The 15,325-nt window shown below is 40.2% G+C and carries 11 protein-coding genes; 7 read left to right on the forward strand and 4 right to left on the reverse strand.

Features of this window, described 5'->3' with window-relative positions; all coding sequences use genetic code 11:
- Nucleotides 1-46 precede the first annotated feature (46 nt).
- The 6 genes from C1634_RS06175 (at nt 47) to C1634_RS25795 (ending at nt 5,508) form a co-directional block, all read left to right on the forward strand.
- Nucleotides 47-937, forward strand: a complete 891-nt coding sequence (locus C1634_RS06175) for a PorP/SprF family type IX secretion system membrane protein (protein ID WP_103231292.1) — start codon at nt 47-49, stop codon at nt 935-937.
- A 327-nt stretch (nt 938-1,264) separates the two neighbouring features.
- Entirely contained in the window at nt 1,265-1,654 is a 390-nt protein-coding gene (locus C1634_RS06180) for a hypothetical protein (protein WP_123921396.1), read from the forward strand.
- A gap of 115 nt (nt 1,655-1,769) precedes the next feature.
- Complete coding sequence (locus C1634_RS06185) at nt 1,770-3,917, forward strand: S8 family peptidase (protein WP_103231290.1); 2,148 nt, start codon at nt 1,770-1,772, stop codon at nt 3,915-3,917.
- An 86-nt stretch (nt 3,918-4,003) separates the two neighbouring features.
- Complete coding sequence (locus C1634_RS25890) at nt 4,004-4,171, forward strand: hypothetical protein (protein WP_165835270.1); 168 nt, start codon at nt 4,004-4,006, stop codon at nt 4,169-4,171.
- A gap of 80 nt (nt 4,172-4,251) precedes the next feature.
- Nucleotides 4,252-4,884 (forward strand): TetR/AcrR family transcriptional regulator, encoded by a 633-nt coding sequence (locus C1634_RS06190; protein WP_103231289.1) that lies wholly within the window; start codon nt 4,252-4,254, stop codon nt 4,882-4,884.
- Between the two features lie 411 nt (nt 4,885-5,295).
- On the forward strand, nt 5,296-5,508 hold the full coding sequence (locus C1634_RS25795) for a hypothetical protein (protein WP_103231287.1): 213 nt from the start codon (nt 5,296-5,298) through the stop codon (nt 5,506-5,508).
- A 181-nt stretch (nt 5,509-5,689) separates the two neighbouring features.
- Here the strand turns inward: C1634_RS25795 and C1634_RS06200 are convergent, their stop codons facing one another.
- The 3 genes from C1634_RS06200 to C1634_RS06215 all read right to left on the reverse strand — a co-directional run bounded on the left by C1634_RS06200 (nt 5,690) and on the right by C1634_RS06215 (nt 12,461).
- Nucleotides 5,690-5,950 (reverse strand): helix-turn-helix domain-containing protein, encoded by a 261-nt coding sequence (locus tag C1634_RS06200; RefSeq protein ID WP_103231286.1) that lies wholly within the window; start codon nt 5,948-5,950, stop codon nt 5,690-5,692.
- A gap of 633 nt (nt 5,951-6,583) precedes the next feature.
- Complete coding sequence (locus C1634_RS06210; RefSeq protein WP_103231285.1) at nt 6,584-12,037, reverse strand: N-6 DNA methylase; 5,454 nt, start codon at nt 12,035-12,037, stop codon at nt 6,584-6,586.
- The gene (locus C1634_RS06215; RefSeq protein ID WP_103231284.1) at nt 12,024-12,461 is read right to left on the reverse strand and encodes a DUF1896 domain-containing protein; all 438 of its coding nucleotides are present in this window, start codon (nt 12,459-12,461) and stop codon (nt 12,024-12,026) included. Before C1634_RS06215 ends, C1634_RS06210 begins: the two co-directional genes overlap by 14 nt.
- Before the next feature lie 154 nt (nt 12,462-12,615).
- Between C1634_RS06215 and C1634_RS06220 the strand changes: the two genes are divergently transcribed.
- Complete coding sequence (locus C1634_RS06220; RefSeq protein ID WP_103231283.1) at nt 12,616-12,792, forward strand: histone H1; 177 nt, start codon at nt 12,616-12,618, stop codon at nt 12,790-12,792.
- A gap of 356 nt (nt 12,793-13,148) precedes the next feature.
- On the opposite strand, the gene C1634_RS06225 is transcribed toward C1634_RS06220, so the two are convergent.
- Nucleotides 13,149-15,302, reverse strand: coding sequence for a peptidase domain-containing ABC transporter (locus C1634_RS06225; protein ID WP_109738051.1), 2,154 nt, complete (start codon nt 15,300-15,302; stop codon nt 13,149-13,151).
- Nucleotides 15,303-15,325: the final 23 nt, after the last annotated feature.

The following is a 15,325-nucleotide window of genomic DNA, read 5'->3' on the forward strand; positions in this document are numbered from 1 at the left end:
CGATGCAGATAACGATTCCAATTTTATACAACTTAATTAAGAAGACATGAAAACAATTCAAAATATCATCATCACCATAAGTTTGTTGCTGATGAGCAGTACAACGTATGGACAGCTTAACCCGATGGGAAGCATCTACTTTCAAAATCAATACGCAGCCAACCCTGCCATGGCAGGCATACAGGAAGGCTGGGTCATTAATGGTGCTTATAAAGTCCAATGGACGGCAATTGACGGAGCGCCTTCCATGCAGACCCTTACCGCTACTTATGGGCTACCCGACAGGAAACTCGGATTTGGACTGAATTTTTATAACGAAAACGCAGGGGTTATCCGCAGAAACAGTGTAAAAGGAACCTACGCATACCACATTCCGTTAAATGACAATCGCAGTTTTTTGGATTTTGGAATATCAAGCAATATCATCAGTGAATGGATCGACTTTAATAAAGTGGTTGGTGACCCGGAAGATCAGAGTCTTCATCAGTTTAACATCCGTCCGTTGTATGTGGAGGGAGATTTTGGAATCAGTTACAGGAACGAACGGTTAACGGTTCAGGGAAGTTTATCTAACATAAAGCGACTGCTCACTACAGATCTCACAAGAAATGTGATTGACAGGTCATTGTATATGGGAGCGGTAAGCTATACATTCTTTTATCAAAGTGGCATTATATCAAGCATAGAGCCTAAAATCATGTATCGTGGGGTAGAAAATTATAAAGACCTCATTGATCTTGGTGCCCAGGTTCAATGCTACAACGACAAACTGATGCTCAGTGCCATTTATCACAGTACCAATGCTGTCACTTTTGGTGCCGGAACTTTTTATCAGAATAAACTTCGGATACTCTGTTTGTACACAAGTGGTACCTCTGATCTCAGGAAATACAGCAATGGAGAATTTGAGATCGCTTTACAATATCAATTCAAATAAGAAAAAAGAAAGCAGTCCATTCACAATATGGGCTGCTTCGTAACTGAAATTTTTAAAATAAAAAGTGGAAAGGGATCCTATTATTAAAAGATTACATTTCCGATGTAGCACTTTAACAGCGAGTTACGTTTTATTGTATAGTATAATTGTAAGAACTGAAAACCTGCATTATTTGCTCTCTTCAACATTGCCGGTTTCAGATACCTATTAACCTAACCATTTTATAAACTTTAATTAACTGCTATGAATACTATTACTATTAAATCCCTTTTAGCATTATCCTTTTCAGCTGCAATTTTAATGGGCTGCACTAAAAAATCCGATAACATGATCATTTGCACACAGTCGATACCGCCTGTTTATTTGAATTTTAATGTCGTTGACTCATCCACAGGACAAGATTTTTTTTTTTCTGCCACACCTGCCTTTGCGCTGAAAGAGATGTACTTTTTCAAAACAAAAGATGTAAACAGAAAGGATACCATACGCCCGGTGATCGAAGGAACCGCAGGGGCAAGAATCTTTAAATTATCCCTAGACATTCCAAAGTCTCAAGACACCCTTATTATGAAGATTGGAAATAAGCCTGAAGATAAATTAGTCAGCAAGTTTAAAAGAACTCAGGAAGTATGTCCGGTTTGGGTCATTGACAAAATTTTTGTCAACAATCTGGAACTGACAGCTACCCAGGGAAAATATCAGATCAAAAAAAATTAGCCTGAACCTAAAAAGGTTCTGATGAATCTGTTAGGAGTGTCAATCAAACTCAAAAAGCCAATGTAATTAGAATAGAGAACATTAACCAATTCTTAAAATAAAACCAGAAAAGATTATGAAACCAATTCATCAACTGCTCAATCCGGTATTTCCAAGGTATTTTTATTATCAGGGCTCCAGGGTGTACCTCAATACGGTACAAAACAAAATACTTATTGCTTTTAAAGAACCCACGAGTTTAGAAAATAAAAAAGGAATAGTAGAGAGGATTAATAAAAGTTTTGGGGAAGATGTATGGTCCTTCGATGAAGAAAATCGGATTGAAGATCAATTTTTGATATTGGATCTGCGGAGCTCCGCCAATGCGAAGTTAATAGAGGGTGTACAGATGCAATTCGATCAGCCGGAAATTGAGTATGTCAGTGCGGTCTTTACCACAGAAAACAGCCCGCAGGTTTTAATGGCTCTGACGAATCAGCTATTTGTAGGTGTTAAACCCGGCTATTCAACTCAGGATCTGGATGCATTATTGAAGGAATTTGGAGTGATATCTAAAAAAGAAGAATTTGGAGATCACATTTTTCTATTGACTGTAGAGGACAATGACAAGTTCGACAGCCTGGATATTGCCAATAAAATTTCAGAAAGTGAACGTATTGAATATGCCGAGCCTAGTTTCTTTCGTTCAATGCCCGTTTTAGGGTATACTCCTAATGATCCATTTTATTCATCTGAATGGCATATTCCAAGAATTGGTGCAGATAACGTCTGGTGCTGGGGCAACGCAGGCAGCTTTGTAAGAATTGGAATTATGGATGAAGGAATAAATACTTCACATCCGGATCTGTCTACCTTTTTCATGGGTTCATATGATCCTACGGGACTCCCTTTAGGATATGATACTCATGGAACATTATGTGCAGGGGCAGCCCTTGAAGCAGGTGATAATTCGATTGGCGGATGCGGCGTAGCCTATATGGCTCACTTATATCAGATCCGGATCGGATACAATCCGACAACCGATCCTAACAATAAAGATTTTTACAGTACAGATGCCTGGGCGGTTGGAGGGTTGAATTATGCCTATTCTAATAATATCGATGTAGTAAGCTGCTCGTTTAGTATGGGATCGCCAAGTACTACATTTGACATCCGGCTGGCCTTTCTTGCAGATTCCGGAAGGGCGGGATACGGCGCTCTTGTTGTAGCGTCTACCGGTAATGATGGCCTACAAGGGATAGGCTATCCGGCAAGCCATTCAAAAGTTATTGGAGTAGGATCATCCGGTTATTGGGATGAAAAATCTACCTTTTCCAATTACGGCTATAATATGAGCTTAATCGCTCCCGGTGAAAGTATCGTTTCGACTACTTATACAGGAGGATACACGACAACTTTTAGAGGCACATCAGCTGCGACCCCCATAGCAGCAGGAGCCATAGCCTTGATCATACATGATAATATTTTTTTAAGCAGAACACAGGTAACTGAGGAGCTATTAATTAACTGTTGTGAAAAAGTCGGTCCTTATGACTATTATATGTCTGTCTATGGTATGAGAAGTTATGAAACAGGCTACGGACGATTAAAAATTGATAAGTATTATGCAAATAAATACAAGATCGATGGTCCGAATTATTTTTGTGGCAGCCAGCAGCAATATTCCTTACCGATACTGCCATTCATAAATCCCCCCCTCTGGTCATCATCAAATCCTAATCTTCCGATAAACTCCTCGGGACTCCTGACCAATCCTCATCATGTAAATGAGAGGACACTAGTAACCGCTACCCTTGTCGGGGGCATATGTGATATTGAAATTACAAAAAATGTTGCTGTCGGAACCTGCGCAGAAGAGTATTATGCCATTGGAGACGGACCCAAACGTATTACTCTGGGCAACGACCCATCTGAAGTGGTCTATGTAAGGAATAACTCGGCAATATATTGGCCCGATTTCCCTTATACCGGGGTAGTGTTTGGCTATGCTCCCAGAATCGGTCAGACTACTTTAAATCGCCCGGAAAACAGTTCACTGATTGCCAATACCCCGTATTCCTGGATGTGGGATTTTGATATGGAGGTTCTCGAAGTGATCTCGTATCCTCCAACCTGGACCATTGCTTATCCTTTTCCGACCATTAAAACAGGAGTAACAGCAATAACCACCGGAGATGCATCAGGAACATTAGTAGTAAAGCTCGCGCCACCATGTGGTTCCGATCCGGTTATACTGACATTTAATATAGTTGGGATAGATTAGCAGCTGATTGAGTTAAACTACGGAATACAGGAGGTATATACCTATTTATTCTGCAAGGCTCATTTTAAAGTAAATGAGCCATTTTTATGATAATTTATGATGGATTTTCAGCTGTTCCCATCACCATTATCCGGAAATTTCAGGTATTGCATCAGATGGATGGCTATCGCATTCTTCTGTTCATTACCTATTACAAGAATACAGGTTTTTACTTACGTTGGGCATACTTCTACAGAACCGGGCACAGCATATAGGCAAAATTCCCGGGACAATAAAACATCATTTTTTGAAATACAACGTAAAAAATTGCAAATTGCCTGAAAACCATCACGCAATGACCAGAAAGATTACCAGTGGTCCCATCAGAGATAAAGAACGAACTAAGAAAAAACTCACGGATTCCGTAGGCAAAATCTTAAAAAAGCAAGGTTTTGCAGGATTAAATGCCAGGCAGATCGCTATGAAAGCCGGAGTACACCGCAAGCTGATCTACGAATACTTCGGCGGAATGGAAGGTCTTGTTGCCCAATATCTGAGCTCCCGGGATTACTGGCGGGTAAGCCTGGAGCATAGAGAGGCCATTATAGAGCAAAGCCGGAAAGATTTTGGCAAACAGATGGCGTATACGCTCTTGGAGAATCAGTTTGATTCATTAATGAAGAGTGAAGAAATGCGTAACATCATTCATTGGGGAATCAGTGAGAGTTTAAAACCCCTTCAGGAACTCAATAAGGAGCGTGAACAGCTGGGTGAGGAAATTTTCACCAAGATCACTGATGACTATTTCCAAGACAAAGGCAAAAATATGAGAGCAATAGAAGGTATTCTGATCGGTGGTATCTATTACCTTACCCTGCACGCTAAAATGAATGATGCTGCCATGTGCGGAATTGACATTAACACACCGGAAGGAGAAACTGAGATCAAGAAAGCTCTTAAACAGATCATCGATTGGGCTTACTCGTAAAGAATTCTTCGTTTCTCTCTCCATTTTTAATTGATCATATTTTAAATCTTTATTAGCTTTAAAAATGAATTCTAAGAAAAATCCACTCTATAAGACCCTGTTTATTTTGTTGCTGTGCCCTGTCATGAGTTATCTGATCTATCAGGACTATATAAAAACAGGGCTTTCCACAAAAGTTCTGATCCTGAGTATTTTTAATTTCATCTTCTATCTCTTTAGTATTTACCGGATTATACGGCTGACAAAAAAATAAGACACCTGCGAAAAGACACAGTTGACTGTAAATATTTTCCGTACTATCTTTATCATAACAAAGTTTCAATAGTAGCTGATGGCTTTCAGGAATATGGGTGCCTTTAATCAAATTGGAAACTAAAAATGGAAGCGATGAAAAAAACGGAATAAACAAAAATGGAAAACATCGAAGACGGAAAACCATCCCGTGAGGTGAAAAATGAAATATTCACCACTGTAACTAATATGGTGGCTTTGACATGCTTATATATAGAAACTAAATTCCATTTTCTCGAGATACTGGGATTCTCCTTCTGGTTTATTCCGTTACTGCTCAATATTGGGCTGCTTTTATCTTATTTATCTAAAAATAAAAACAAAAAAAATTAATATTGAAGCCTCAAAAGGTAGAACCAAATGCAGTGATACGATAATCAATGAAGCTTAAAAATAATGAGCATATACTATAGGGAGTATAATAGGGAAACTGACCACCCTCAAAAGACGGTCTCTGCGGACGTCGAGGGTGGCAGTTACTAATTACAAATAACAAAGACCAATGCCAAAGGCATTACTCTTTGTTAGAATCTTTTACAGGGAGTGCTTTCTTAGGCAGGAAATCTCCGGGTGAAAGATCAAAATGATCAGCCAGCGCATTAATATGATCAAGATTATACTTTGAACGGTTTTTAATATTTTCAACGTTGGATACAAAGCTGCCTTTGGTATTAATAATAACACCAATATCAGCCTGAGTAAGATCTTTTGCTATTCTCAGTCTTATTACGTAATCAACTACATATTGTTCTATTGGGCTTAACTCACTTTCCATCTCTACAAAAGGATATAAAATATATTTTCAATATTATATACAGGTGTGCGATTATTATCTATAGGTTTGAAATAAAGATATACCCATGAGGAAAACTCATAGACAAACAATGGGTAGGCGGGCTTTGTGTGAGATACAGGAGTCCGCTTTTTTTTGCTCTAAAAGGCATGGCTTTCATTTTCCAAAAATTTGATAAAGTCGTTATTTTTTTGCTAAAAACTACAAAACATATTTTCAGGGTATTACATACAGGTATGCGAATATTATATATACATTTGACTTCAGAGCATTACAAAATCCTTAATAAGGGGATAGTTCATCTTCAACTAATGAGCGGGCGGGCCTCGTGAGATACGGAGTCCGCTTTTTTAAGCACGTAAAAGCACAGCTTTCTTTTTTTGCCAAAAATTTGATAAAGTCATTACATTTTTGCCAAAAACTACAAAACATATTTTTTAATATTACACACCTGTGTGCGAATATTTTATATACATTTGACCTGAGAGCGTTAAAACCCTTTATCAGGGATAGTTCATCTTCAACCAATGAACGGGCGGGCTTCTTGAGATGCGGAGTCCGCTTTTTTTGTCCAAAGATCTGTCGTCAGTTCATTTACTTTAAAAGTGTACAAAATCACAAAGACCTCGATTTTACAATAGGGATCTTTCTTTCATTTTTAACAGCTGTATTTTTAACAGATGTCTCTTCAATTTCCTTTTCAGGCTCCTGCTGCTCTTCGGTGGTAATAGAAAGCTGTATTTTTCTTTCCACAGCTGAAAGCTCCGTTTTCAGTTCCGAAAGTCTCCCTTCTTTTGACCATATACTACCGACCACATCCTGAAGCACCGACAGGTCTTTTCTCTGTGTTTCCACTTTCTGCTGCTCTTCCTTTATCAGTCCCGGTATTTTTTCCAGCGCATTCAAAAAATTCATTGCGGCAAGCTTAGGATCCAAGGCCATCAGCCCATTGTTATAGGTATATTTGATATTACTTTCACCCATTGCAAAAAAACGATTGATCCTGATATTGACATCCTCCTTTTGAGAAACCTCCGTTTTTACGAGCAAAGTAAATCCATATAAAGTTCCTATCTCTTCATACAGTCCTTCGGTACGGGCTTTGGCTGAGATTTCACTCAATCTGGCTCCGATCTGCTTTACATCAGCGCCCGGTGGTAAACCGGTTAATTCAATCCGGTTAATGACTTTTCCGTCAGGGTCTAATTTCATTCTATTTTTAAAATTCTCCCAGTCCATCCTAAACCTTTCAAGACGGGATTGTGATTCTGCCAGTGTTTTAGTACTGTCATCGAGCTTGTATTTAGACTCAAATTTGCTGCGGTTGAATGCCTGGCGCTCGCTTTCCAGTCCGGCAATCTGTTTTTCGAGTTTTGCCTTTTCCAGAAGGTCGGTATTTCCGGAAAGAATCGCTACATATTCCGAGAAATTCATGCCCGATTTTTCATCCATGCTCCCTTCATCAATGGTACGTTTTCCAAGGTTATTCGTTTTCAGCTGATCGATAAATAATTGCTTGTTGTAGAGCAAATTGAATTTATATCCGTCCAGAGATTTTTCAACGGCATAGATAATAACATCCACCAAATTTTCAGCAAAGAATTTGGCGATCTCGTTGCCTTTTCTAATCGCTCTGCCATCCCTTTGAGCAAGATCACTCGGACGCCAAGGGATATCCAGATGGTGAATCGCAACGGCTCTTTTCTGCGCATTAACTCCTGTTCCCAGCATATCGGTGGAACCGAAGAGTACCCGTATTTTCCCCTCATTCATCCACTGAATGAACTCCCTGCGCTGCTTATCGTTCTTCGCTTCCTGAATAAACCGGATCTCATGAAACGGGATACCATGATCTTCCACCAGCTTACGTTTGATCTCCGAATACACATTCCAGACCCCCGGTTTGTAGGTTCCCAGATCAGAGAACACGAACTGAGTTCCTTTCTGGGCATTGAACTTTTTATAATACTTGGCAATATTAGCAGCACAGTGAGAGGCTTTGTTATCGGGATGGTCCTGATACTTTGGACTGATCATTCTCATATCCAAAGACATCTTACGGGCATAATCCGTGGCAATAAGCATTTTTGCCTTTTCTTCACTCGCTGAGAGCTTTGGTCTTCCGAGAAGGGTGGCATCGCCACTTTTGGCAAAATCCATCAGCTTTTTGATAAATACCTCCTGCTCAGGGGTTGGAGGAATATTGTACAGAATCTCTCTCTTCTCAGGACGATCGATGCCGATGTCCTTTGCCGTACGGTAGTCGGTGATCTCAGAATAAAACTGCGCCAATTCCGGCACTTTTATAAAGTATCGGAACCTTTCTTTCTGTACGATGTTGTTCGCTACCGAGAATTCATAATCAGTGGTTTTCCTCGTGTAGATCGCAGCCCAGGCATCAAAGCAGGTGATGCCCTGTTTCTCCAAAGCTTTCGGACGCAGGTATTTGAAAAGCAGGTACAGCTCTGTTAACGAGTTACTGATCGTAGTCCCTGATAGAAAAGTAGCGCCCAGATCCTTGCCGGTTCTTTCCTGAATGGTACGGATCGCAAAAAGAAGGTTCAGTGCTTTTTGGCTTCCCTGCATGTTACCAAGCCCTGCAACACGGTCGTGACGGGTATTAAACATAAGGTTTTTAAATTTCTGTGATTCATCACAGAATAAATGATCAATGCCCATCATCTTAAAATCCACCACATCATCCTTGCGATTTTCGATATCGTGTTCCAGGGTTTTGAGCTTTACTTCAAGATTTTGTTTCCTTATACGCACCCCTTTGAGCATGGCTCTTGATATTTCCTGACCCTGGGCTTGCAGTGCTTCAAGGTTTTCTTCAACACTGTCCAATTCTATCTGTAAAATTTCCTTTTGCAGTTCCGGTGACTGCGGGATCATGCCGAACTGGTCATGGGTCAAAATGATACAGTCCCAATCATTGTTTTTAATATCTCCGAAAATTCTTAACCTTTTCTGTGGAGTAAAGTCTTCTTTACCCGGATACAGAATCTTAGCATGGGGATAAGCTGTTCGATAGGTCTCCGCTATTTCGTGGACATTAGCTTTAAGCGCGATGATCATCGGCTTATGGGCCAGTCCCAGGCGTTTCATCTCCTGAGCCGCCGTACACATAATGAGTGTTTTTCCCGCGCCCACTTCATGATCGCAGATCGCGCCGCCATTCAGTTTGATCATCCAAACGGCATCTTTCTGGCTTGGGTACAGATCTTCGATACCCAAAGCTTTTCGATCCAGTCCCGGAAAGTCCTGATGGCTTCCATTGTACTGAGGACGCACAAAGCAGTTAAAGGTATCGTTGTACTGAGCAGTCAGTCGCTCTTTAAACTCTTCATTCTGAGCGTAGAGCCAGTCACTAAAAGCTGTACGGATCTCATCAATTTTGTTGTTGGCCAGTTGAATGGCTTCCATATCCCGAACTTTTACCTCCTTATCACCAACGGTAATCTTCTTGGTAAGATCCGGAGTGGTATTGACCAGAGCATTTTTCAGTAGTGCAATACCATCATAGGTACGGCTCTCTGATTTTACAGCGTATTTATCTCGTATATGGGCATTCTTCTGATCGCAGTTAATGGAAAAATCATCGGTGTTTTCACTATAATGAATTCGTACCTTGGTATCGAATAAATGGGTAGCGAAACGTTCATAGATCCCCGTATCAAGCCACCGCTCTCCGAGATTAAAATCCAATTCCTCAAATTCGATGGGCCGCGGTTTTGCTTCTTCCAAAGCCGTAAGACTTTCTTGGGCTTCCCGATCATCGGGGTAAGTTTCCAGATAGGTTTCTACTTCCCGGGCTTTCTCCACCACATTGCCGGAGATCCATCTTTCAGAAATCTCAAATTCCCGATCCATCGGATTGTAGAAGATCCGCCCATGCAGGGCAGTTTTTAAATCATCAGGAGACATATCGCTGATCTGCGACATATAGAACAGATTCACATTTCCATATCGGTTCAGTGACGCTGCCAGTGCTTCGTCAGGATTATTGGTAGCCGGTGTCGTGGTAGAAAAGCTGACCGGACGATGGAAAATATCGGCTTTATGGATCACACCGCCCACCACACGCTCCAAATAGGGAATTTCCTTTCCGGCAGAGTCGGTCTTGATGAGCTTGATATTATCGGCAGCGTTGAGACTGCCATATTTTTTCACAAAAGCATCATACAGCGTATTAAGGGTTTCTCTTTCCTGCTTATGTTCAGTCTGATTTTCAGCTTCTTTTTGGTACAGATCGATATAGGTATCCCTTATCGAAATATAGGCTTCGGCTCTTGATTTTTGGGCAGGCTGCAAGGATAACGGATGGAACATTACCTGTTCTTCCTCCTTATTGAGATCTTTGAGATAACCTACGTAGCCATGATCTGTGACAAGGCAGTCGTTTCGGTGGAAAGGTTGAATAGTTCCGGTATAAATGGCCGGCTCGGGAATATTGTTCGTGACAAGAGCCGTTTCATTTTCGGTATTATCATTGACATTCGAGAACAGATCACCAAGAGAGGTCTTTAACTTAGGAGTTACTTGTTGATTACCATTAACAGGATTCGCACTTGTCTTCGTTTCCGTAGGAACATCAGGCTGCGGCATCTCCGCACCGAATAAATCTCCCTGACGAAAACCGTCACGGTCACGGTCATTGACCGTTTTTTTGTTTTGGGTAACTTTCTTTTGAGTAGGTTTTCTTTTTTTAGGAGAAATATTGTTTGAAGCACCCGCCACTGATACCACATTTTCAAACAGGTCAAGCAAGCTTAACTGAACTTCATTGGTAGAGGCAGAGGTCTTTGGAACAGGAGAAATCCTATTCTTAATTCCTCCTTGCGTTGTACTACGATTAACCGGAGAGATTGTAGGTTCTGTTGTATGGTTCCCGGAGGTATTGACCGCCTTTTCAGGCTTCCGTCCATTATATTGATCAATATGTAAATGGGTAGAAAAATCATTATTAAGCATCTGCTTTAAGTCCCTGGCAATACCGGTAGTTCCTTCATCATGCTCAAAAATCAGGATAGGACGACCATATAGATCAGTCCCTTTATACATCTTGTTATGAACAATCAGTGCAGGATTATCCAGCAACATATTGTTAGACAGCTTATCAGCCGTAACGTAGGTGTCACAAAATTTCTCCTCCCTTTTAGAGAGGCTTGTCTTATCCTTATTTTTTTGAAGAATGATCAGATCGCTGCCAACTTCTGTTCCCGCATGATCCGTAAACAGGTTATTGGGTAATCGTATCGCCGAAACCAGGTTACAGTTTTGCATGAGTGCCCTGCGGATCGGTTCATTTTTCGGACTGTTGAGTACACCCTGTGAAGTAATGAAGGCAAGAATACCTCCATCACGAAGCATATCGCTTCCTTTGAGAAAAAAATAATTGTGGATACTTCGGGCAGAGAGTTTTCTTGCTTCATCGTTCCCTCTGGAATAGGAAAGATCAAAAACAGAGGTATCACCAAAAGGAATGTTACTCGCAATGACATCATACTTTTCTTTTTCATGATCAGGGATCTCTTCAAAGCCTGAAATTCTGATACTGCTTTCCGGATTGAGATGTTGTAAAATTTTACCGGTTAAGACTTCCTTTTCGTAGGCGGTCACCTGCATGTGCTCGTTTTTAAAGGCATCGATAAAAGCTCCGGCTCCGGCGGATGGTTCTAAAAATCTATTGATGGTAATTCCTTTTTCCTGCAGTGCATCTGCAATCGCACCAATCACCACCCAAGGAGTATAAAATGCGGTGAGTACCGAACTTCTGATACTGTCTACATACCGGTTATACTGCTTTTCATCGGTAGCATTTTCTTTCAAAAGCTCATGGAGCTGCCGGGTCATTGAGAAAAGATTAAGCTCAGATGAGACCCATCGGTTACTGTCTTCCGGCTTATCGACGGGATTGAGCACAAATTTGAGACCGCCAAAACCACTGTACTGCATGAGTAGCATTCTTTCAGATTCGGTAGCCCGGCGTTTTTCCTTTTCTAAGGTAAATGCAATGCGTAGCGCCTCAATATTCTGTTGTAAATGCTCACGTTTATTGAAGCCCATTCTCTTCAATCCAGATTTGAATGGTTCCCGTCAGCTCTGTGTACAACAGCTCAAACTCAGGGCTGTCTGCAAAATCCTCAGTAAGTAGGTACTGCTCAAAAACAACGGTGCATACCGGCAATACCTTCAGGGCAAAAGAACGAAGCTCTTCATCTGCCATGATGGTGTAGAATTCATTGCAGACCACCTTAAAAACGGTATCGAATTTTGAAAAGTGAAGGCTCTCGAATAAGATGTATTCAGCAATTTCATTGCAAAGCTCAATACGGTTACCTGCCATAAATGTCCCTTCATAGGCATTGGCAGCAAGCCTGGAACGATGAATTATAAATGTTTTGTCACCGGATAATTCCGGAAAGCTTGTGTTTAATAATTCCTGTAATCTTAACGTGAAATAAGAAAGATCTTTTTGCGCTATATTCATATCGTATTTTTTTAGGATTCTGAAAATAGCCCATGAAAAATACCTGATACTGTTAATGGAACTTAAAGGCTTTGAGTGGCTTTCTTTGGCGCTGCTCTGGTGTAATTAAATAGTAAAGCTTATTTTTGTACCTTAATTTTTAAAAGAAAAGATTATGAAAGAATTGATTGAAAAGATCAATGCAGAGTTTGAAGCATTTGCAGCTGAGGCGAACCAACAGGCAGAAAAAGGTAATAAAGCAGCAGGTACCAGAGCCCGTAAATCGGCACTGGAATTAAGTAAATTATTCAAGGAATTCAGAAAAGTTTCCGTAGCTTATAGCAAGCAGTAAAAAAAAAGAACTCCTGCAATTCTCTGATTGCAGGAGTTTCTATATCGGACTGCAGATAGCCGTTATTCTCACAGTGCTTTTATTCATAAGACAGCGTATTTCTACAACTCAAAGTTGGAATTTTGACTTTTATTTATTTTACTCTTCTTAATAATTTTCGTCATATAGAAATTATCACATACTTTATTCAGTTGTTTACCGATATTTAGTTGCTGTTATAGAGCAATCCCTGATTATGCTTTTTCCGTATATCATAATTCTATACATTTGGTATTAGATAGTTTTTTTGTTTTAACACCCTAATATTTTTTTCTTAATTTGTGTTACCAGGAATTTCTTCCTGGTTTTTTATTTATTTAGGTTATCCCTTGTTTCTCCCACATCGATTTATACACCGTATTTTGGGAGATCAGATCATGGTGGCTCCCTTGCTCTATGATTTTACCGGCTTTTAGAACCAAGATGGTATCAGCACTCGCAATGGTACTTAAACGGTGGGCAATGACGATCATCGTTTTTCCTTCATTTTTGAGTCTTCCCAAGGTATTCTGAATAATCTCTTCTGCTTCCGAATCCAAAGAGGAAGTAGCTTCATCCAATATGAGTATTTCAGGATTTTTGTACAGTGCCCTGGCAATCGCTATTCTTTGCTTTTGCCCACCTGATAATAAGGCGCCATTTTCCCCTAAATAGGTCTGAAATCCATTCGGCAGCTTTTCAATAAAACTTAATATACCAAGACTCTTTGTAATATGTAAGACCCTCTGTATATCCGGAAAATCTTCACCTAACGCAATGTTTTCAACGACATTGCCCGAAAATAAATCGATTTGCTGGGGAACAACCGAAACCAGGGTTCGTAATGACTGATTCGATATATAGTTCACATCATAATCACCAATCATTATTTTTCCTTTTTTTAGTGGATATAAATTCTGGATCAAAGATGCTAGGGTCGTTTTCCCGCTGCCACTTTCTCCGACTATAGCAGTAGTTTTGCCTTTCTCAATGATACAGCTGAAATCACTGAATACTTCGCCTCTGCTTCCGTAGCTAAAGGTCACTTCCTTAAATTGAATATCTCCGATCTGATCGACTGCAAGGTCAAGCTTTTCTGTGGTTTCCTCTCTTTCCAAATCCATAATTTCGAAAAGCCGGTCTGCGGCAATTAAGGCATTCTGCACCGTTTTGTTCATCCCGATAAGCTGGGAAACAGGGCTGGTAAAATAACCGATTAACGCATAAAAAGAAAGAAGTTCCCCAGGTGTTATGGCTCGTTCTATGACATATCCGGCACCAACCCACAATAACACAATGGTAAATATTCTTGACAGAAATTCAGATGAATTGCCGGAAAAAAAAGCATTCATTGCCGAGGTATAAATTGTTTTCAGCAACTTGGTGAAAGAATTATCTGTCTTATTATTGGCATAGGTCTCAATCCCAAATTGCTTAATGGTCCTTACGGAATTGAGAGATTCTACAAAATGAGATTCAAGTTCAGCCCCTTCTTCCATAAGTTTTCGTTCCACTTTTTTATTCAGTAGATTGGTAATCCAGTAGATGAGAAAGTAAAAAGGAATGACCAATGCTGTAACTAATGCTAATTTCCAATAATAGGTAAACATCAATGCGAAGGAAAAAATAATGATAAATAGATTAACAAAAATTTGAATCGCTACATCATTAATGAAAGTTCTTATTTTAACGGCATCATTAACCCTTGATATAATTTCTCCCACCCTCATCGTGTCAAAGAAGCGCTGAGGAAGCTTTAGTAAATGTTTGTAATATCCCATAATAAGATGCTTATCCATCTTTTGCCCTGTTTTCAAGGTGAGTACGCTTTTCATCACCCCGATAAAGATCTGAAACACCAGGATCACAATCATACCAACCGACAGAAGATTAAGCAACCTTTTGTTTCCATCAATTAATACATAATCCGTAATTTTTTCAATATATATGGAAGTAGATAATCCAAGGATCGTATACACAACGGCACCGACCAGCGCCTGAACGACAATGCTTTTATGCGGTTGCACCAGATTCCAGAATCTTTGGTAAAGACTTGTTTTCTCATTCTTTTGCTCAAAGTATTCATTGGTCTCCATTAATATAAGGACTCCCGTCCAGATTTTTGAAAAATCCTCCATGGAATATACAATCATTTTTCCAAAAGCCGGGTCCATCACCGTAATGGATTCTTTATTCGCCTTATAAATGACAACGTAATGGTGGTAGTGTTCCTTGACCACTATATGTGCAATAGCCGGCAATGGTATATTAGGGAGGGCATCAGGTGCTCCCTTAGCTCCCTTGGAGTTAAAACCTAACGCTTCCAGCCCCTGAATCAGTCCTGCCACGTTAGTACCCCGGGTATCGGTATGGCAAATTTGTCTGATTCTCGCCAATGGCATTGTTAAACCATAATGGGCAGTTATTGAAGCCAGACAGGCAGCTCCACAATCTTTCATATCCTGCTGTTTGATCAGTATATCTTTCTTCATCGGCAAAAGCTATTAGGGTTAAT

It is taken from the genome of Chryseobacterium viscerum (genome assembly GCF_002899945.2).
Classification (GTDB): domain Bacteria; phylum Bacteroidota; class Bacteroidia; order Flavobacteriales; family Weeksellaceae; genus Chryseobacterium; species Chryseobacterium viscerum.

Excerpts from the sequence above, each read along its gene's own strand:
- C1634_RS06175 (WP_103231292.1), top strand. The coding sequence starts at position 47 with ATGAAAACAATTCAAAATATCATCATCACCATAAGTTTGTTGCTGATG.
- C1634_RS06180 (WP_123921396.1), top strand. The coding sequence starts at position 1,265 with ATGATCATTTGCACACAGTCGATACCGCCTGTTTATTTGAATTTTAAT.
- C1634_RS06185 (WP_103231290.1), top strand. The coding sequence starts at position 1,770 with ATGAAACCAATTCATCAACTGCTCAATCCGGTATTTCCAAGGTATTTT.
- C1634_RS25890 (WP_165835270.1), top strand. The coding sequence starts at position 4,004 with ATGATAATTTATGATGGATTTTCAGCTGTTCCCATCACCATTATCCGG.
- C1634_RS06190 (WP_103231289.1), top strand. The coding sequence starts at position 4,252 with ATGACCAGAAAGATTACCAGTGGTCCCATCAGAGATAAAGAACGAACT.
- C1634_RS25795 (WP_103231287.1), top strand. The coding sequence starts at position 5,296 with ATGGAAAACATCGAAGACGGAAAACCATCCCGTGAGGTGAAAAATGAA.
- C1634_RS06200 (WP_103231286.1), bottom strand. The coding sequence starts at position 5,950 with ATGGAAAGTGAGTTAAGCCCAATAGAACAATATGTAGTTGATTACGTA.
- C1634_RS06210 (WP_103231285.1), bottom strand. The coding sequence starts at position 12,037 with ATGGGCTTCAATAAACGTGAGCATTTACAACAGAATATTGAGGCGCTA.
- C1634_RS06215 (WP_103231284.1), bottom strand. The coding sequence starts at position 12,461 with ATGAATATAGCGCAAAAAGATCTTTCTTATTTCACGTTAAGATTACAG.
- C1634_RS06220 (WP_103231283.1), top strand. The coding sequence starts at position 12,616 with ATGAAAGAATTGATTGAAAAGATCAATGCAGAGTTTGAAGCATTTGCA.
- C1634_RS06225 (WP_109738051.1), bottom strand. The coding sequence starts at position 15,302 with ATGAAGAAAGATATACTGATCAAACAGCAGGATATGAAAGATTGTGGA.